General features: G+C 40.0%; 22 protein-coding genes. 12 read left to right on the top strand and 10 right to left on the bottom strand.

Features of this window, described 5'->3' with window-relative positions; genetic code table 11:
• The first annotated feature begins 41 nt into the window (after positions 1 to 41).
• From NH399_RS21955 to NH399_RS21965, 3 genes are all read left to right on the top strand, one after another.
• Positions 42 to 1,103, top strand: a complete 1,062-nt coding sequence (locus NH399_RS21955) for an alpha/beta hydrolase (protein ID WP_253043353.1) — start codon at positions 42 to 44, stop codon at positions 1,101 to 1,103.
• Positions 1,104 to 1,319: 216 nt separating this feature from the next.
• Complete coding sequence (locus tag NH399_RS21960; protein WP_253043354.1) at positions 1,320 to 1,715, top strand: hypothetical protein; 396 nt, start codon at positions 1,320 to 1,322, stop codon at positions 1,713 to 1,715.
• 471 nt (positions 1,716 to 2,186) lie between these two features.
• Complete coding sequence (locus tag NH399_RS21965; protein WP_253043355.1) at positions 2,187 to 2,594, top strand: hypothetical protein; 408 nt, start codon at positions 2,187 to 2,189, stop codon at positions 2,592 to 2,594.
• A gap of 243 nt (positions 2,595 to 2,837) precedes the next feature.
• Here NH399_RS21965 and NH399_RS21970 read toward each other — a convergent pair whose 3' ends face one another.
• A complete protein-coding gene (locus NH399_RS21970) occupies positions 2,838 to 3,317 on the bottom strand; it encodes a hypothetical protein (protein ID WP_253043356.1) in 480 nt (159 codons plus the stop codon).
• Positions 3,318 to 3,637: 320 nt separating this feature from the next.
• Here NH399_RS21970 and NH399_RS21975 point away from each other — a divergent pair, with 320 nt between their 5' ends.
• On the top strand, positions 3,638 to 4,150 hold the full coding sequence (locus NH399_RS21975) for a hypothetical protein (protein ID WP_253043357.1): 513 nt from the start codon (positions 3,638 to 3,640) through the stop codon (positions 4,148 to 4,150).
• A 69-nt stretch (positions 4,151 to 4,219) separates the two neighbouring features.
• Here the strand turns inward: NH399_RS21975 and NH399_RS21980 are convergent, their stop codons facing one another.
• A complete protein-coding gene (locus tag NH399_RS21980) occupies positions 4,220 to 4,609 on the bottom strand; it encodes a hypothetical protein (protein ID WP_253043358.1) in 390 nt (129 codons plus the stop codon).
• A gap of 176 nt (positions 4,610 to 4,785) precedes the next feature.
• Here NH399_RS21980 and NH399_RS21985 point away from each other — a divergent pair, with 176 nt between their 5' ends.
• The 4 genes from NH399_RS21985 (at position 4,786) to NH399_RS22000 (ending at position 7,311) form a co-directional block, all read left to right on the top strand.
• Positions 4,786 to 5,238 (top strand): MarR family winged helix-turn-helix transcriptional regulator, encoded by a 453-nt coding sequence (locus tag NH399_RS21985; RefSeq protein WP_253043359.1) that lies wholly within the window; start codon positions 4,786 to 4,788, stop codon positions 5,236 to 5,238.
• A gap of 21 nt (positions 5,239 to 5,259) precedes the next feature.
• On the top strand, positions 5,260 to 5,580 hold the full coding sequence (locus NH399_RS21990; RefSeq protein WP_253043360.1) for a VOC family protein: 321 nt from the start codon (positions 5,260 to 5,262) through the stop codon (positions 5,578 to 5,580).
• A 126-nt stretch (positions 5,581 to 5,706) separates the two neighbouring features.
• Positions 5,707 to 6,213, top strand: a complete 507-nt coding sequence (locus tag NH399_RS21995; protein ID WP_253043361.1) for a hypothetical protein — start codon at positions 5,707 to 5,709, stop codon at positions 6,211 to 6,213.
• A gap of 258 nt (positions 6,214 to 6,471) precedes the next feature.
• Positions 6,472 to 7,311 (top strand): DUF4034 domain-containing protein, encoded by an 840-nt coding sequence (locus tag NH399_RS22000; RefSeq protein WP_253043362.1) that lies wholly within the window; start codon positions 6,472 to 6,474, stop codon positions 7,309 to 7,311.
• 718 nt (positions 7,312 to 8,029) lie between these two features.
• On the opposite strand, the gene NH399_RS22005 is transcribed toward NH399_RS22000, so the two are convergent.
• From NH399_RS22005 to NH399_RS22025, 5 genes are all read right to left on the bottom strand, one after another.
• Positions 8,030 to 8,377: a hypothetical protein gene (locus NH399_RS22005; RefSeq protein WP_253043363.1), complete on the bottom strand. Its 348-nt coding sequence runs from the start codon at positions 8,375 to 8,377 to the stop codon at positions 8,030 to 8,032.
• Between the two features lie 705 nt (positions 8,378 to 9,082).
• On the bottom strand, positions 9,083 to 9,307 hold the full coding sequence (locus tag NH399_RS22010) for a hypothetical protein (RefSeq protein WP_253043364.1): 225 nt from the start codon (positions 9,305 to 9,307) through the stop codon (positions 9,083 to 9,085).
• A 31-nt stretch (positions 9,308 to 9,338) separates the two neighbouring features.
• Positions 9,339 to 9,665, bottom strand: coding sequence for a hypothetical protein (locus NH399_RS22015; protein WP_253043365.1), 327 nt, complete (start codon positions 9,663 to 9,665; stop codon positions 9,339 to 9,341).
• A 310-nt stretch (positions 9,666 to 9,975) separates the two neighbouring features.
• Positions 9,976 to 10,320, bottom strand: a complete 345-nt coding sequence (locus NH399_RS22020) for a hypothetical protein (protein ID WP_253043366.1) — start codon at positions 10,318 to 10,320, stop codon at positions 9,976 to 9,978.
• Positions 10,321 to 11,088: 768 nt separating this feature from the next.
• A complete protein-coding gene (locus NH399_RS22025; protein ID WP_253043367.1) occupies positions 11,089 to 11,739 on the bottom strand; it encodes a PEP-CTERM sorting domain-containing protein in 651 nt (216 codons plus the stop codon).
• Between the two features lie 496 nt (positions 11,740 to 12,235).
• Between NH399_RS22025 and NH399_RS22030 the strand changes: the two genes are divergently transcribed.
• A complete protein-coding gene (locus NH399_RS22030) occupies positions 12,236 to 12,820 on the top strand; it encodes a dihydrofolate reductase family protein (protein ID WP_253043368.1) in 585 nt (194 codons plus the stop codon).
• Between the two features lie 98 nt (positions 12,821 to 12,918).
• Entirely contained in the window at positions 12,919 to 13,797 is an 879-nt protein-coding gene (locus NH399_RS22035; RefSeq protein ID WP_253043369.1) for a helix-turn-helix domain-containing protein, read from the top strand.
• 100 nt (positions 13,798 to 13,897) lie between these two features.
• Here the strand turns inward: NH399_RS22035 and NH399_RS22040 are convergent, their stop codons facing one another.
• The gene (locus NH399_RS22040) at positions 13,898 to 14,344 is read right to left on the bottom strand and encodes a hypothetical protein (RefSeq protein WP_253043370.1); all 447 of its coding nucleotides are present in this window, start codon (positions 14,342 to 14,344) and stop codon (positions 13,898 to 13,900) included.
• 838 nt (positions 14,345 to 15,182) lie between these two features.
• Here NH399_RS22040 and NH399_RS22045 point away from each other — a divergent pair.
• Positions 15,183 to 15,731 carry a hypothetical protein gene (locus tag NH399_RS22045; RefSeq protein WP_253043371.1) on the top strand — a complete coding sequence of 183 codons (549 nt, stop codon included), beginning with the start codon at positions 15,183 to 15,185 and terminating at the stop codon, positions 15,729 to 15,731.
• A gap of 146 nt (positions 15,732 to 15,877) precedes the next feature.
• Positions 15,878 to 16,186: a hypothetical protein gene (locus NH399_RS22050; protein ID WP_253043372.1), complete on the top strand. Its 309-nt coding sequence runs from the start codon at positions 15,878 to 15,880 to the stop codon at positions 16,184 to 16,186.
• A gap of 2 nt (positions 16,187 to 16,188) precedes the next feature.
• Here NH399_RS22050 and NH399_RS22055 read toward each other — a convergent pair whose 3' ends face one another.
• Together NH399_RS22055 and NH399_RS22060 are read right to left on the bottom strand one after the other, a co-directional pair.
• Positions 16,189 to 16,722 carry a hypothetical protein gene (locus NH399_RS22055; RefSeq protein ID WP_253043373.1) on the bottom strand — a complete coding sequence of 178 codons (534 nt, stop codon included), beginning with the start codon at positions 16,720 to 16,722 and terminating at the stop codon, positions 16,189 to 16,191.
• A gap of 173 nt (positions 16,723 to 16,895) precedes the next feature.
• On the bottom strand, positions 16,896 to 17,119 hold a 224-nt coding region (locus NH399_RS22060; RefSeq protein ID WP_253043374.1), incomplete at its 5' end, for a transposase.

A 17,119-nucleotide genomic window follows, 5' to 3' on the forward strand; every position in this document is an offset into this window, starting at 1 on the left:
ATGCTAGAAGGCATCAATCGTTATCAGGTGTCTTCATTTCTATGAATAAAAGAACTTTTTTAAAATATTCAATGATGTCTATGGCTGCTTTTTCAGCGCCTACTTCAATCGCTTTATCTGCTAAACTTACTGTTGATTTTATTAATCCTACCATATTAAAAGTCAATGATATCGATATGGCGGTCTATGAACAGGGAAAAGGGCTACCTGTTATTTTCTGTCATGGCTTTCCTGAGTTAGCATATACTTGGCGTCATCAAATGGCATCCGTAGCCGAAGCTGGGTTTCGAGCCATCGCGCCTGATTTACGCGGTTTTGGTTTGAGCGACCAGCCAAAGAATGTTAGTGATTACGCTGCCACTAAAGTGTGTGATGATTTGGTGGCGATGATGGATGCAATGAAAATCGAGTCTGCCATCTTTTGTGGTCATGACTGGGGCGGGTTTATCGTTGATACCATGAATCTGTTGTATCCCGATCGGGTGAGGGGACTTATCGGTATAGGAGCTCCTCATCACTATCGCCCAGAATCATTGCCGAGTTTGAAGTTGCCCAATAAAGAAGTGCTTGACAAACAGGCTTACAATGATTTCATGCAAATACCCGAAGTACCCGAGAAGCTTTTGAATTCTAACCCTCAAGCTTTGTTCCGTGCGTTATTTCGCGATAACTATTTTACCACTCGCCATCTTGCAGGTTTGCCTGAGTCATCTCCATTAAGAAAAGTCGATCTTGCCACTATGATTAAACAAAACAAAGATGCGAAAGATCTCTTTGTGTCTCAACAAACCTTGGATTACTACACAGGTATTTACGCCAAAGTAGGATTTGCTGGCGGTATTCAATGGTATCGGGCGATGGGAGCCACATGGGAGGCGATCTTTAAGCGTAAGTTTAACTGGAAGGTGGATGTTCCTTACTTGTACTTGTGGCCATCGGATGATCCCATTAATGTTATGGGGCTCAATGTTGGTATGGAAGATTACATTAAAGATCTCGAAAAACATAAGCTAGTCAATGGCAATCACTTCGTGATGGAGCAGAAGCCCAAGGAAGTGAGTGTAAAGATCGTCGATTGGCTAAATAGAAAGTTTAAATCTTAAGTCGTTCCTTTTTAAATCGTCATCTAATTGTCAAAGAGAAATTGAACTAAGGATGTTGAAATGTGTTTATGAATCACACAGATTAGGTTATTCCTAAGGTTATCAATCAATATCACTTTAGTTTCACTTAATGCTTTCATTTGAAGAGTCGACAAATTGTTATGTTTAACCTATTCTTTTTAACTAAGGCATATCTAATAAAGAGAATTGAGAATAATGCGAGAAAATATTAAGCTTTTGTTTATATTTCTTGGATCGCTCTTTCTTTCGTCCTGCAACAATGATTCAGAACAGTTAACCTTTTTGGCGAAAGCTGTACTAAAAATAGAGGAGCTACCCAAGAACAGTGTATTAGTAGATGAATACTCTCCGTTCTTCCCTTTTAATAAAACGAAAGAATACTATCTTGAAATTTTACCTAGCGACTATGATTTGTTGATTTCCGGAAGAAACTACGATAATTGCCATATACAAGAAGTTCTACTTCACGATGCTTTCTTAAGCTTTCCTCAAATGGGTAATATTCAACTAAAAGAGTGTGTGAAGACAAAAGGTATCGCTATTTATAGCAACGAAGGTAGAACGAAGTTGTTTATTTTATTCGATTACTAGGGGCTATAAGCTATTCTGTGTATCTGCCTTCCATGATGTGTTCGGCAAAGGCTGGTGCGTTATTTATCTATTTTTGTCGCCAATTCTCTAATTAAACTTTCTTGTTGTTTGTTTTTTTGCTCACCATCTTGCCGGTTTATCCGAGTCACCTCCTTTAAGAAAAGTCGACCTTGCCACTATGATCAAACAAAGCAAAGACGCGAAAGATTTATTTGTATCTCAACAAACTTTGGATTACTACACAGGTATTTACGCCAAGATCGGATTTGCTGGCGACATTCAATGGTATTGAGCGTTGGGAGCCATATTGGAAGTGATCTTTAAGCGTAAGTTTAACTGGAAGGTAGCCAATGGCGTCATTTTGTGATGGAGAAGAAGCCCTAAGAAATGAGCGCAAAGATAGTAGGCTGGTTGAATAGAAAGTTAAGTCTTAAGCCGTTCTCTCTTTAAATCGTTAAGGCACTCGTTATCATGGATAAAGAACTGGAATACGAGTCGGTATTAAAGGTCTTGTTGTTATGTGTTTTTACAGCAGGCTTTTACCTATTTTATAAATTATTTAAATTATCCAGTTTTACTAACAGTCATTCTTACTCAAAAATATCTAAGGTTTTTATGTTTTCTGTTAGCCTGATGTTTTTGGTTTCAATGCTTTCTCTGGCTTGGGGAGTTCTTCATTTACCCGATACGCAAATTATTAAAGCCCATCTACCCATCCTTCCCGTTTCTTCTATATTAGATATTATCTGGATTGTTCGCGTTAGGAACGCGCTCAATATGGCTTTTCGTTCGAGCAAGCATCAAGGGAAATTGCTTCACCCACTGTTAACTTCGGCCTTTCATATTGTTTATATTCAGTATGTGCTGAATAAGAGATGATATTATTAATAGAGTATTATCATACTTACTAAGCGGGTGTTTTTGGGAGTAAAAGCAATGCAAATCAGCACTACTTCTTATTTGAGCATTTCGGCAACATTAGTGTTTTTTGCAACGGTTGCTTGGGTTATCCACGACAAAGTTGAGTTTGAGCGGCAATGACAAAATTATCGTGGCTATCTGTATCTTGCTCATGAGGAGGTTACATTTGCCCACTGTGACTCTTTCGAACGTTGGGATATATCATCCAGTTCCAAAATGGCTATTAGAGAGCTTTATCGATCTCACCATAAGCATAGATGGTTCCCGATCTTTTGAGTTTAAGCGGCCCGTTGCATTACTGGATTCATGAGAAAATATGATTCTTTGATTTGTGCCTTCAATATCACCCGCAAAAATTTGACCATCTGTTACCGGAATATCCAGGTAGCCTTCTTTGTAGTTATGAGTAAAGATGACGCGCTTATTGCTGACCCAATAAAAGCGTTTGATATGCTCGTTAGACTTTAAGCCAAATGCGTGTTTCACCTTCAGCTTTTCAGCATCCAAAATCACCAGAATGGTTTGATCCTGATAGGGAGCGGTTGCGGCAATGTGTTTACCATCCGGTGATAGCTTTATTTGATTATAAGCTGGAAACTTCGCAAAGTGTTGCAAAGATAAGGGTTTTGCCACTACAAAACTGCATACAATGAACGCGAAAAATAGACTTATATGCTTCATAAGATAATATCCTTAAATCGTCAAATAGCATTCCTCTAAAAATGAGAGAGGCTTAGCAAGCGAATACTAGCATCCCAATAGAGAAGCGCCTAGTTTGGTGGACTAGCTGCCCATTGGTATTCGCAGCAGGCCCTAAGGGCATCTAATATAGAGTTTTACACTAAGCTGTCTGCCGTCTTATAATAGACGGTAATTGGTGGAGAAAGTGTGGGGTTTAAGGAAGAGCCTTGATCAACGTTTTTGTCCATTCAATGTTAAGTTATAGATATTCCAAAAATAGATTATTGCTAATTATATACCCTATAAATTAAGGAGATAGTGTGAAACACCTTATTGCCATATTTATGATTTTGTTGCTTTGCTCATGCACTACCGTAGGGCCTAAAAGGCTACAAACATCGAGTGTTTTTGCAACCATAAAGTGCGAAGAGATAGAGCATCTAATACTGGCCAACGAATTATTGCAGATTACTCATGTCGATGGCGAAAATATGGGAGATACGCTTGCCTGGCCGAGTGAGGTTAGTCTGGACCCTGGAACTTACATTATCAATCTAAGGTACAGAAACCCTGTGGGTGCAACAATGATGGAAAAATACAGATCATTATCAATCAATAAAGTACACGATAAGAGTTTTCGGGTTACCCTGGAGGCAGGAAAAACGTATTTGGCCCGTTTTAAGGTGCTGACAGAGGACTCTATGCTAGGCAAGAAGAGAATTGGGGTTGATATGTGGGTAGAAGATCAATCGACAGGGTATACCATTTCTGAGAGGGTTGAGCCTGCTCACCAAGAGACGATACCAAACTTTGATGATGACGACGATTTATAGATTTGATGGAATTGTTAACGAAAAAGCCGCGCTTTGCATCGCGGCTTTTTCGTTAAAGAGGCATTATTGCTAAGCGAATTTTCTCTCCATACGTCGAAAGGTATGCAAAGCTATTTGTGACAAAGCAAATAGTCCAAAGGTGAGGACCAGACCGCGTAGCATCACAGGGTCATACTGTTCGGCAAACAAGGAAACCACCCGAGCAGAACCATTGAATAGGAAGTAAAGCGAAGCAGGAAGCAGAAGTATCCATTGTTTACGAATTGCGCCAATGGCGGTGATTATCGCCAAACTTAGCAAGGGTGCGCCCAGAGTGCGTAGATTAGTAAATCCATAGTCTGTGGATGCATTAAATCCTGCAGCTTGATTAACGGCATCAGGGGCAAAGATGATGGTCAATGAAGACGCAGCAAAGATAAGAACAAAGAGAGCGGAGAGTATTTGAGCAAATCGAAGCATAAAGTTTCCTCTTAGCAGTGGTTCAAACCGGGTACACCGATCGGTGGAGGTTTGATTGAATATGGTTGATATTTGTCAATTATATTTGTTGGTTGATACAAGTCAACTATTTGTTGAGTGTCTTTATTCTGTTATAGTGTGCTCCTGCTTAAAAAGGTGAGCGATTAGAGAGTCTTATGGTGGATAAGAAACGAACAATACATGAGGCGGCTTTCCGTCTTAGCTATGATCTAAGTACTCAGATGGCCCCAAAATTAAGTGATCTGGGTGCTAAACCTGCTCCTATGCAGCTCAGAGCTATGCGGCAAATTTGGGCCAGTGGCGAATCAACGCTGCTGGATGTGGCTCGTACCCTAAAGCGAGACAAAGGCCAGATAACACGACTGATCGATGAGCTTTGTGCTATGAAGATGGTTCAACGGGTGCCCAACCCAAATGATGGTCGTAGTAAGTTATTGAAGCTAACAAGCAAAGGAGAGGCGTTTTTTGAGTCGATAGAGAAGATTGAATCGGAGTTCTCTGAGCAACTTACTAAAGGCATTTCGAAGAAGGACTTACAAATCTTTTTCGCAATATCAGATCAGTTATCAGAGAATTTACGCGAAATTGATAGCGGGAAGACGGAGTAAGAGGTGGGAGTTTCTCTAAACTTGCTCGTTCTAAGATGCAAAGACATCCACATTAGCAAAGCTTTCTATGAAAAGCTGGGCTTGTCTTTTCAATTAGAAAAACATGGTGGTGGACCCAAACATTATGCAACTCAAATGGATGGGCTTGTGTTAGAGCTCTATCCCCTAAAAACTGAAAGTGATGTATCCGATATACGGCTAGGATTGTCAGTGTCCTATGATGGAGAGCTATTAAGTCTACTTAAGCAATATGATATTGAAGTCACTTCTATCAATAATCTTGATGGAAGTAAAAGCTTTGTGGTTGAAGATCCAGATGGCCGTAAGATTGAGCTAACATAAAAAATCAGCGAGAAATCTATGGGAAAATTGCTTCAGAGTGTGCAGTAGTCAAAGCTTTAGTTATTTTGAGGGGAGCCTTAGTCTCGCAAGAATAATGTTATAATGAGTGTAGAATTGGAGAAGAAAATGGATAATTCATCAACAGAAAGCAAGCATTTTAAAGATACAGTTGCAAAATGGATGAAAGAAGAAAAAGAGTTATTAATACTATTTCGTTTTGCTAATGTTGGAGGAAATAAGTCTTGGGAATTTTTCTCTTCCGTAGAGCAATTTGAATATCGTTTAGCAGAACTGCCTTCCAAAACTAGCGTGATTGTTTTTAAGAAACATGGCCTAAGGTTACGAGGTGTTGCTGATAAAAGCTTTTTTGAGCAAGCAAAGTCGCAGTTTGCCAATTATAAATACGCACTCTTAATATGTGAGCAAATAGTCAAAATTGGTGGATACACATGGTATCCCAGCATGAATGTTGACACCCTGGAGGAGCTTGAGGAAGAGCTTTTTGAAGGGTTCTATTTTTGTGGAAGAAAGGTAGCTTTGGGATCTGAGCCTAACTGGCTTGTTAATGATGAAAATTTGATAGCAGCCTATATTCCTAACGAAGATGGTGTGGTTGAGACTGGAGCTTACTAAAGAACAGGGAGCTGTTTAAGTTAAAAAGCATAGTGATAACAGTAAGAAAATTATTTAGTTGTAAGTTTTAATTTAGTTGTAGGGATTTTTAAGAATGAACCCAGCTGTATATTTAGCCGCTTTTGCAGTGTTTATTGTTCTTGTTATTTACTTTTGTAGGCAAAAAAGCGAAGTGTATTAAAGCAGTGCTCTTACGGTAATTCAGAAGTTTTTGAAGTATTGGTCAATGCAAAAGATTATAGCGGCTTAAAAGCGTTGATGAGCAAGGCGGACTCTTTTGATAAGCGATATTTTATCAGTCTTGGTATTTCTCGTGAGTTCCCTATGGAGCATTTGCAAGCATGGGTGGAGTCAGAGTCTGAGTCTGCGGATGCGCTTCTGTGTTATGGTGCACGACTTTTGCAACGGTCGTGGGATATTCGTGGGTACGGGAGAGGCCACGAAGTCGGTAAAGATAAGTGGCAAAGTTTTTATGACAGTCTGGATGAGACGAGTGATGTATTACTTCGATATGCGGAGGAGTCGCCAGAAGATCCGACGCCCTGGGCTTATTTGATTATGGCGTCTACTTGGAACGCTCATGATATGAATACCAGAAAGTACTATTTTTGCAAGGCGATAGAAAGAGATGAGAACAATTGGGCAGCACACATGCACATGATCATTGCCTTGTCACAAAAATGGAGCGGTAGCAACGAAGAGATGATTCGTTTTGCAGAGAGAGTTGCTGATGAAGCAGAAGATGGTTCTGACCTACCTATTATATTGATCAAAGCCTACCTCGAGAACTGGAAGTATCTGGATGTATTTCAAGGTGAGCTAGAAGAAGCTGAAGCCTTTATTCAGTCAGAAGAAATAAGAAGTCGTGCGTTAGCGGCCTATCATAAGTCTCTGGGCTCGGATAAGCATCGCGAATTATCAACCACTATTTTCGCGCGATACAATGCTAGCTCATGGTTTTGGGTTGTTAAAGACGCTCCTGTGTTAAAAGTAGAATTTGATAAGTTGGGTGATAATATCGAAGATATTCACTGGCGTTGGGCTGGGTCAGAAGGTGAGCTTTATCAGGCAAGAGAATTTGCCAAAAAAGCTGGGTAGCTATTGCTTTGCGTTTCAGTTTTTAGGTCATTGAGACTCACCAAGAAAGGAGCTACTTGGACCATGTGGTTTGAGAAATATATTACAAGCTTTATTAAGTAAAGCGATAAGATGTCCAACACTAAAAAATCATCAGCTAAGAAAAGGAGGCCGCTTTTTTGTCAAAGCGATAGTAGTAAAAGCCGATAAAAAGAAGTGATAAATCGTAAAAAATAGTGGTGGCTCTATCAACATTGTCAACGTCAGAATCATAAATAAGAATTAACATAGAAGGGATAAACAGCATTACTCCAGTTATAAGATAAAGAGTAGCTGCTTTACCAAATTTTTTTCAAAAAACTAAAAAGCAAGCAATTGATTGGATGAGGATGGCAATCGACAGATATATGTAAACAGGATACACAAATATGCTTAGAAAAAAGTCAGGGTTCCTTATTGCATAAATGTACATTATTGGTAGATGGGAGAATAAAAAAGCACCAAATAAATAAGTATAGAAAATAACAGCCTTATTAGGCTTGATACTTTTATCTTTGTCTATATCGGAGGTTGGTGTGGAATAGGGGGATTCAGTACTCATGGGATAACTTAAAGTCTAAGAGGTTTCCAAATATTGGCATATATCAACGCTTTGTTTCCCATTAATTCTTTCGCGATTAGTTAAAAGAAAAAATTAGTATCTGCATAGCTTTATTCAGAGTACTTACAAATTAACAGTTCATCCAAGTTCAATTATGCTCCGAACATTTAAAATGCCAGAGCAGATGGGAGCAAAATGTTCTGACTTTACAATATATACACCAGGAGATTTCTCTGGAGAATACAACATTGCTGATTTCTTAAAGTAGTTTACGGTTATATGAGTAAATCCATCCCAGCTCACTTCTCTTTCTAACAACTTCTTTTGTTTGTAAGTTAGTTTAAAATCAGCCAGTTCCATCACATCATTCGGCCAGCGATTATTCTTGCAATAGAATGCTGCAATGTAGACGCTTGCACTGTTATGGTTTAAAGCATGCTCTACAGACGAGTCTGGGGGCTTACACCTGTCTTTTTGCTTGCGCATGAAAAGAGCAGTGCGAGAGACAGAATGAGTGCTATTTGCTTAATTACTCCATAGTCTTATAAAAGGGCCTGGAAGCTACAGTAGTCGTGCTAAAAAGCTCAGTATTTATAGTCCTACAGAAAAGGTTAGGAAACTACAAGTTCTGCAGTAGTATCAGCGCTCTTTGCCCTTAAACTCTATCTTCATCAGATGTACGCAAAAAATAGCTAAACTGGGACTCGCGTAAACTTTTCCTTTATAGCTTCTTGTTAAAGCGGTAATAATAAATACCCAGTAAAAAGGATGACAAAAAGGCCAAGAGTGGACTGGTAATTTCAAAGGTTCTGATATTATTCCAATTTAGTAGAATGGTTATTAAAGAATAAAAGTAAAGTGCTCCGCTGAGAAAGTAAGCTATTGATGCTAAATTGTATCTTTTACGAAAGATCATTAGCGAGGCAATAATATACGAAGAGAAAGTTACAGTGATAAAGGCTAGCCTCGATACAGCCTCAAAGTCTTTAGAGATGAGTCCGAATCTCATCACTCCAAGCCACGTCGTTATTAAAGCTAATAAGCAGATAATGCCAGAAAAGTGAGTATAAATAACAACGAGTATATTAGGTTTTAAAGATACTCCTTTTATCTTGTCGACTTCAGATAAAGGAGGAGAGTAGGGGGACTCATTGCTCATAAAGTAAGGACTCTAAGTAAATCTATTTCTTGTTAATTCGGAGTTGGTTTTTTATTTTCTTCGGGGGAGTCACTTTTGTACTCACCCCATCCCATGTATTCGTAATACTTTGTTATGGCTTCAAAATAGGATGACGCTTCGCTAGTCCATGCGAGTTTCGCTCTAGGAGCAAGCAACTGGCGAGCACTTTTACCAAGAGGCCCGGCTAAGCAAAAAGTTTGTTCTCCTTCTCTTTCAACCCAGAGCTCATACATCATATAGTTCTAGCTTAACACCACGTCAGAGACTCTAATTTTTATTCAAGTACATGTATCCACAGTTGCCATCAGCAATAAAACTGACGGCTCTTTTAGAATCGCCTTTTAGTTTTAACGTTATTTTGGCTGTCATGGGGTTGCGATTAACTACACAATGAATGTCACCAGAGTAGTTGCCAGCAGGAATACTAACCCAGTTACCACGATTTTTATTAACTGATTCCAATCCTTCAATGTCTATAGACTTAACGTAAGATTTAGCGGACGTATCTAGCACAGGTAGCAAAAAGTCTTCGGCACAAGCCTGGTAAGACAAAAGTGAAGCAGCGGTAAGGCAAAGAATTTTTAATGATTTCATTCTGATTTCCTTTTTATATCAAATCTAAGCACACATTGAGTCTGAGCCCATCGCGATATATTACAGGTGTCAGCAAAAATGATAAATCAAAGTATCATTGCTGTATTCTAGATAAGGTAAAAACCTTGTGGCTTTTTAGGGTGGTTGAAAAACGATCAGGGTGAAGTCTTGCAAATAATAATGCCAATTACCATGCGGTTTTACGCAAAGGAAAGTACAAGAGTTATGTTGTTTGATGATGAGGAAGCTTATTTAAACAGGAGAGGAGACTAGAGGCTGTTCAAAGGAGTCACAGCCTCTAACACGACATCTAGCCTTTATGAGACTCATGGAAGTGGAAGCCATGCTGGTGATGCCAGTGCTCATTGTGCTTGTATTCTACACGGCCGCGCTTCACTCGAAACTCATGTCCGCACTTTAAGCTGTGCGCGTGTTTGTGGTCGCCATGCACCTTTACGGTTGCTTCGTGAGTGTGACCTTCGTGGCTGTGATGATCATGTCCATCATGCTCATAATCAAAATGGTCTTTGTGCCATTCAGCTGCATGTCCACAATCTTCGCCATGTTTATGCTTATGTTTCTCGTGGGGAGTGTGTTCTTTAGCGATTGCAATAGACGCAACTGCGCATGCCAGAACTAAAAGTGATTTTTTCATAGCGGCTCCATGTTGTCAGAAAAAACTTTCCTGAGTTTAGCCAACTCAATAAAAATATGAAAGATCGATACGTTCGTATGTGCCACCAATATTCCTTATTGAGCTAGAAAAAACAAACTTTGAGTCAATAAGGAATAAATAAACGATACTTTGTATCGTTAACTCTTAGCAATGTTAAATAAGTGATACTTTATATCGTTCATTTTTAATAAGGTTAAGTGAAGGATATAAAGTATCGTTTATTAGAGAGGCTCAACAAACATTAGTTTTATCAAAATAATTGATGCACCATAAAATACAAGAAGTATGAAATCAAATGTCGTTCTATTTGTTTTTATGACCTTAAAAAACACGGAAAAGAAAGGAGACGTTTACAGCTCCTGAATATTTAATCTATCTCATGCTTTCCTTCTACATCAAACTGACTGATCCCGATATGTAAAATCAGATGGGTGTTGTAGGTGACGCCTTTCACCCATTGTTTCAATAAACACATAGCATAACTCCTATTAATGATATGCAGTACTCTGTTTACATTTAAATAACAAAATACGTGCCAAAATTAGTAAGAGTCTAAACTCATTAAGTTTTGAAGAGTTAATACCTAGAGTTAGATATTTTTGCTCCACTAAAGTGCGAAGACTATTTTAAGCGCTTTGTTTTGAAGCATTGCTTTTAGAGGTCGGTTCACTCAAATGGTGCTTCCGGTAGGAAATAAGAGCATACGATGCACCGATTGCATCGCATGCTTAAAGGAGAATGTTTCGCTTAGCGGGCAATCAAAGATTTGCGACGTGCCATCAACAGTAAGCTAGATACAAAGAGCATTAGTGTTGTTGGCTCAGGAACCTGTACTGTATTGATGCCCAGTGTTCGAGTGTGATAGTAGCCATCCCATCCAGATGCCATGCCGTCATCTAAGTTTTGAGCATTGATAGCCGAGGGAGTACTTAAGTTTGAGCTAAATAAATCCATTCCGTAAGCATCAATGGTCATCGATGGAATGCCATAAAGATCATCAGGTGAGAAAAAGAGTTGAACTCTTAACTGCTCTAGAGGATTGCTTGTTCTGTCAGAGAACTGAATGATTGAACTCGCTACATTAACCTCAGTGCCATTGATAAGAAATCGAAGATCATACTGAGCACTGGATGGATTAAAGTAGTAATTGTAAGCGTTACTCCAGCTCCAGTTATCGACAGAGTCCGGTGCCAGAGTTGAGTCCAGGCTAAAGGTTAAATCAAAAGTAGAACCATCGTTGGTTGAACCATACACATCACCGTCACCGCCAAAGTTAACAGAGCTGGATTGATTATCTTCTACAATACCCGACACGCTATATTGGATGGGGGTAGCCATCGCAAAACTGCTCGCAAATAAAAGAACAAAAGCCATTAGAGCTTTATTATTTAACATCATGAATTTTTACCTCTATATATCTTATAAAGTTTCCCTAAATAAAAACGTTAGCAATCCTAGCCAACACACATATCACTAATAATACTGACTATTTGTCATAGAATAAGATGACTATACAAGAACAAATAACATTCAATAAAAAGCGAAAAAATTAAATCGTTTTACGCACAAATATCCGTGGCGCGTATTCTAAGTTTTGTGACGGCTTTAATCAAGGTGCCTCCGTAGAAAAAGCTCTAAAATAAGCAGCTTTCAGTCAATTTTATTGCATCAAAGCGCGATAAAGCCGGAGACTTTTTGCGGGTAAAGACAAGTGATAGCATGGTTACGATTCATTTTGCTTAGAGCGCAATAAGATGGAATAAAGCGACCAGACAAGCGATTTATTAAATAGGGATAGAAGTAAATTGAGAAGGATAAAAAATAATCAGCAGAAGCTTGATTGAGGCAGCCATCTTGGCTAAGGTAAAAACACTTTATTACTAAGGACTTTAGAATGAGAAAACTCGCACTTCTTATATTTCAATCAGTCGATGGCGTGATGCAGGCACCCAGCCAGCCGGACGAAGATGTCTCTGGCGGTTTTGAGTTGGGAGGGTGGGCCAATCCTTGTTGGGGCGATGTGATGGAGCAGGTAACCCAAGAGGCGATGGCAGAGTCTTATGATTTGTTGTTGGGTGGTTATACTTACGATCTCTTCGCACCTCACTTTTCGCAGGCGGGTGATGACAACCCTGTCGCGGCAAAGCTGAATCAAGCCAAGAAGTATGTGGCTACTTCAAGGGCTGAACCACTTGACTGGAACAACTCTACCCAGCTAACAGGCGATCTTGCGCAACAGATCGCAGAGCTAAAGCAGGCCGATGGTCCTCTTATTCAGGTTCATGGCAGTTGGCAGCTGGTGCAATTGCTATTGCAGGCAAAGCTGGTGGATGAGCTAAGGGTTTGGACCTTTCCGGTGGCTTTAGGATCTGGCAAGCGCCTGTTTGAGCAGCTGAATGCACCTGTTGAGCTTCAGCTATCAAAAACGGCGCAGACACCCTCTGGTGCGGTGATGACCTTTTATCAGACGAAGTATTAGAGTCTGTTATCTTTGCTTCTTGCGCAGATAGCAAAAAAAGGTGAGACGACGACTGGCCTCGCTCACTATCATGATGTCTCAAAAGAGGAGTTTTCGACATGATGAGCTGGCCACAACGAATGAATCGAGCCATCGAATATATTGAGCAACACCTGGCGGGTGAGCTGAGTATCGATGACGTTGCCCGTGTTGCTGCGTGTTCCCGGTTTCATTTTCATCGTGTGTTTTTGGCAAGTTTTAACGTGACCTTTGCTGAGTACGTTCGCAAACGAAGGATGACTCTCGCTGCGACCGAGGTAACCAGCGGCGATAAGACAATTCTGGATATTGCACAGCTTTATGGTTACGACTCGCCTAATGCGTTTACTCGCGCGTTTAAAAAACTACACGGCATGAATCCTAGCAAGGCGCGTTCATCGCAGGCCAGGTTGTCTGCTTATCGTCGAGTTTCCTTTCCCCTCGAATTGTCTGGAGAAGAGAAAATGGATTACAGAATTGTAGAGCGGCCTTCGTTTAAAGTGGTAGGGCGTAGCAAAAACTTTGACTTTGATACTTTTGTTAAAGAAGGGCCAAAGTTCTGGAAGGAGTATGTGCGTTCTGATGAGTACAAAAGTTTGAGTCAGTTAACACACGGCAAGCCTGGCGCTGTCACCGAGTCGCCCTTGCTGTCGGTGTATATTCCAAAAGACAAAGAAAAAAGCGATGAGTTTGTTGATCTGTTAGGTTTAGAAGCTGCACCAGGGATGGATTTGGATCAATTTGAAGTTCATACCGTACCGGCTGCAACTTACGCTGAGTTTTATTGTACTTACAAAACGTCAATGAAAACCAACCGAGCGATTTATGGCGAGTGGTTTGTATCAACTGGCTACGAGCGGGACGGTAATAAACCGGATATTGCGGCTTATTATCCGGTTCCGTTTCGGCCCTTTGGTGAAATGGGGATTCGTTGGTGGATTCCTGTGGTTAAGAAGTGAGAGCGTACGTTCACTGCATAACAGGCATAAGAAAAAAGAGCTGCGATTTGAGTTAATATTGAAAGGCGCAGCTCTAAAGAGGTTTGAGTCTCTCTAAGGTCTAGTCACAAACATCATGCCATTGGTTTGGAATACTTACAAAGCCACCGGTTTCCTTATCATGCATTACTAAACTTGATTGACAACTTGTAGAATCATTCTCTTTAAATACCAACATGTAATTGAATCCTTGCTTAGGCACGAACGTATAGCCAATATTGCACTCCATGCTCCCTCTGTGGCCTGATGCTACAATCGTAGTCGGTATACCCGCCTCGAACTCGATAGTTGTTTCATTATACTTACCTAAATGAGTATTGATAAGCCCTCCCCCAGGGCAGTCAAGTTGCTTGTGATATACGTAGACTAATAGAACTGAGTCTTGAGTCGTAACATCAAATTCCAATGTGGCTTTAGGTGCTCCAGGTCTAGTTTTATAAATTGGTGTCTTAGGTATTAGAAAGCAGCCTGACAACAGAAAAAAAACGGGAATCAGAAACCATTTCATAATTTACTCTCATTATCTTTGGTTGTTTATCAAGTGTAGTCCAAATTAATTTGCAATTTTTTAAGAGTGACTTTACACTTTTTTACGTATACCGACGATTAACGCGTCTGTACGATAAAGCTCCTAATTCAGGGGCTTTTTTACACATGGAGTTTGAACTCAAGGAGTGGAGTATGAGCATATAAAAGGCACTAGTTGCTGCATTTATTTTTTCAACGCTAATGGGCTGCGCGAATAATAGAGTCGTCTCACAGGCTGATATCGTCAACGTAACCGATAACGAAGTGCACATGTATCAAGCGTGTAAATCACACCTGAAATTAGATAAAGAGCCAGAAGAGCAAGAGCGATTTTGCCAGTGCTATTCTAAAGGTATCGCTCTTCTACAGGCAGGAAAGTACGTAGATGTGACCTGGAGAAATGGCGTAAAAATTAAAAGGCTCAAACCTTGGGCGAAAAAACAAATAGGCTGTGAAGGTATTGCGCTAAAGGTTATTTGAATATATATCTATAAATGCTATATTCGATACACTGCAACTATCTATTACTGATTAGGTATGTATCGAATATTCAAAGTCACAATCGCATTTGTAGTTCTAGCGTTCTGCCTTGGTGGCACGAAAGCTTTGCCTGTTGAGCGCAAAGCAAAGCCTCAACGATGCTCATATCAGTGCGGTTGTGAAGCAGAGCGAATATTAAGAAACCTGCACCGCTTACAACTCAACGGCGAAACTGAATACCTAACACCCGAACGATACAAAATTAAAACAGTAGAACTAACAGAACGAATAAAGCACTGCTAATCTATACCTATTGAGTATTTTCTTGAGGAATTTCCATGAGAGTAGCTTATCTTACTGCGGTTGTAGTTCTTCTGCTTTTTTCAAATTCAGCTTCATCCTCAGATATTTTGCGCGATTCTTTCGCGAAAGCAAGAATCGCGGCTTGCATTCAAAATCGGCATCAAGTTCTTGACGAAAAAGATACTGCTGCTTACTGTAAGTGCATGTGGCCTACAATAATAAGTCAGTTATCAGTTACTCAAATCATAAGTTTGAGTAGCGGCAATACTCAGTATGCAGAAACATTTCGCGCCCTAGAGGCAGAGCAGGAAAAGCACTGTATATCGCATCTAATTACTAAAGAAAGGTTCATTAAAGAGATGACCCTGATTTGCAAGGAACAAGAAGTGTCAGAACCATACAGAAAGGCAGTGAACGTTTATTGCGAGTGTTTTGTCCCTGAGTATACTGGCCGAATGTCTGTACAAGATAGAATTGATGTGATGAAGAATAAGGTTAATGATTTTTCGAAGTTTTATGCTCCCGTTGAATCTGAAAGAATAAAGTGCAAGCAAAAAGCTTCTGCTTACCTTCCTAAATCGTAAAAAGCAAGAAGTTAACAGATAACGAAACTTAATATGAGCCTCGCAAATGCGGGGCTTTTTTATGCCTGCAATTTCCCTTGGTACCTGCGAATGCGTGAGTTCTTTGCTTCTCGGGCTTCTTTATACCTGACAAAAAAAGTACATTGATGAATATGATCGTAATTTACGGTGATCAACTTGCGGTCACTTTAGGTGACATGATTCAAGCCAGTGGCTTGGCCATCGCTATTGCTGGCCTGGTGTTTCGAGTTCGCGATAATTCTAAATCAATAGGGAATAAGAAAGATGAATATCAAACAGTTGTTATTACTGCACCCTTCTTACTTTTACTAGTAGGTGGAGTGCAGGAAATACAAAAATTAGATGTGGATGTTGGTATACTGATGGTTTGGCAACACTTAGACTTTACGTATGTTGCCAATAAATTTAGGAGTTCTATAACCTTGAGCTGTTAAGCTTAATTGTCGAACCAGAACACAGCCCTTACTCGATTTCTGCCGCACATCTTTTCTATGTTCTCCATGATTTTGAGAGCTTGGGTCAACTGCTCAGATTGAAGCAAATAGGAATGTACATCCAATGCTAACAAAAACTCGGATAGATAAAGCCATGAAGGGGTATGCCAGTCAGGGCAAGATACCCATTCTTTTTTTGTAACTGGGTGATTTTGCAACTCGGAGTATCCCTTTTGTACATAATCATTGACGTGTTCTCGCAATTCATCGTAGTCGCTCAACGGCTTATCACCTGGCTCTACAATATTAGAGAAGTACTCCTCAAACAATGCTTCCGATACTGGGCTAGGAAAGCCTCTCGGCGGGAATTTAGGCAATGGCGATTGACTTCTTACACCTGATAAAGCAGCAAATAGGTCATAATCTCGCGGTAAGAAAAAGTCACCTGTAGTTTCAAGTTCTATTTCTGAAGTATCGCTAAAAGGTAGCTTACCCTTTGAGTCATACTCTATAAAAAAATGAATGTCGCATCCCATAATTAGCCTGTTTAATTTGATGATGTATGGCTGTTAAAAGCGCATGTCGTGATTATTAAACTTCCAATAATAACAGGTTTCTTTAGCAGAAAAACCGGTATGGCCACTTTAATATATTTTCCGAAGTCAGATACTCTCTTAATCAAAAATGTGAGGTTGTGTCAGCTTCCCCATTACTGAGACAGCTCTAAACTAGAGTTTTCTACTTTTTTCCGATAGATAGCTGGGGGTAAACTTCCTAAGCTATCGTGCGGTCGTTCTTCGTTGTATTCCAACATCCACTCCCACGCCATTTCTCTTACTTGTGATAGACTGTCAAACAAGTAAGCATTTAAAAACTCTCGCCGAAACGAGCCATTAAAACGTTCAACAAATCCATTCTGCTGCGGCTTTCCCG

It is taken from the genome of Pleionea sp. CnH1-48, from assembly GCF_024124665.1.
Lineage (GTDB): Bacteria > Pseudomonadota > Gammaproteobacteria > Enterobacterales > Kangiellaceae > JAMXSB01.

Bases quoted from the DNA above. Each gene is read 5' to 3' on its own strand.
- NH399_RS21955 (WP_253043353.1), top strand. From the start codon at position 42: ATGAATAAAAGAACTTTTTTAAAATATTCAATGATGTCTATGGCTGCT.
- NH399_RS21970 (WP_253043356.1), bottom strand. From the start codon at position 3,317: ATGAAGCATATAAGTCTATTTTTCGCGTTCATTGTATGCAGTTTTGTA.
- NH399_RS22005 (WP_253043363.1), bottom strand. From the start codon at position 8,377: ATGCGCAAGCAAAAAGACAGGTGTAAGCCCCCAGACTCGTCTGTAGAG.
- NH399_RS22045 (WP_253043371.1), top strand. From the start codon at position 15,183: ATGAGAGTAGCTTATCTTACTGCGGTTGTAGTTCTTCTGCTTTTTTCA.
- NH399_RS22020 (WP_253043366.1), bottom strand. From the start codon at position 10,320: ATGAAAAAATCACTTTTAGTTCTGGCATGCGCAGTTGCGTCTATTGCA.
- NH399_RS22040 (WP_253043370.1), bottom strand. From the start codon at position 14,344: ATGAAATGGTTTCTGATTCCCGTTTTTTTTCTGTTGTCAGGCTGCTTT.
- NH399_RS21965 (WP_253043355.1), top strand. From the start codon at position 2,187: ATGGATAAAGAACTGGAATACGAGTCGGTATTAAAGGTCTTGTTGTTA.
- NH399_RS21980 (WP_253043358.1), bottom strand. From the start codon at position 4,609: ATGCTTCGATTTGCTCAAATACTCTCCGCTCTCTTTGTTCTTATCTTT.
- NH399_RS21995 (WP_253043361.1), top strand. From the start codon at position 5,707: ATGGATAATTCATCAACAGAAAGCAAGCATTTTAAAGATACAGTTGCA.
- NH399_RS21960 (WP_253043354.1), top strand. From the start codon at position 1,320: ATGCGAGAAAATATTAAGCTTTTGTTTATATTTCTTGGATCGCTCTTT.
- NH399_RS22010 (WP_253043364.1), bottom strand. From the start codon at position 9,307: ATGATGTATGAGCTCTGGGTTGAAAGAGAAGGAGAACAAACTTTTTGC.
- NH399_RS22055 (WP_253043373.1), bottom strand. From the start codon at position 16,722: ATGGGATGCGACATTCATTTTTTTATAGAGTATGACTCAAAGGGTAAG.
- NH399_RS22000 (WP_253043362.1), top strand. From the start codon at position 6,472: ATGAGCAAGGCGGACTCTTTTGATAAGCGATATTTTATCAGTCTTGGT.
- NH399_RS22015 (WP_253043365.1), bottom strand. From the start codon at position 9,665: ATGAAATCATTAAAAATTCTTTGCCTTACCGCTGCTTCACTTTTGTCT.
- NH399_RS22035 (WP_253043369.1), top strand. From the start codon at position 12,919: ATGATGAGCTGGCCACAACGAATGAATCGAGCCATCGAATATATTGAG.
- NH399_RS22050 (WP_253043372.1), top strand. From the start codon at position 15,878: ATGAATATGATCGTAATTTACGGTGATCAACTTGCGGTCACTTTAGGT.
- NH399_RS22025 (WP_253043367.1), bottom strand. From the start codon at position 11,739: ATGATGTTAAATAATAAAGCTCTAATGGCTTTTGTTCTTTTATTTGCG.
- NH399_RS21985 (WP_253043359.1), top strand. From the start codon at position 4,786: ATGGTGGATAAGAAACGAACAATACATGAGGCGGCTTTCCGTCTTAGC.
- NH399_RS22030 (WP_253043368.1), top strand. From the start codon at position 12,236: ATGAGAAAACTCGCACTTCTTATATTTCAATCAGTCGATGGCGTGATG.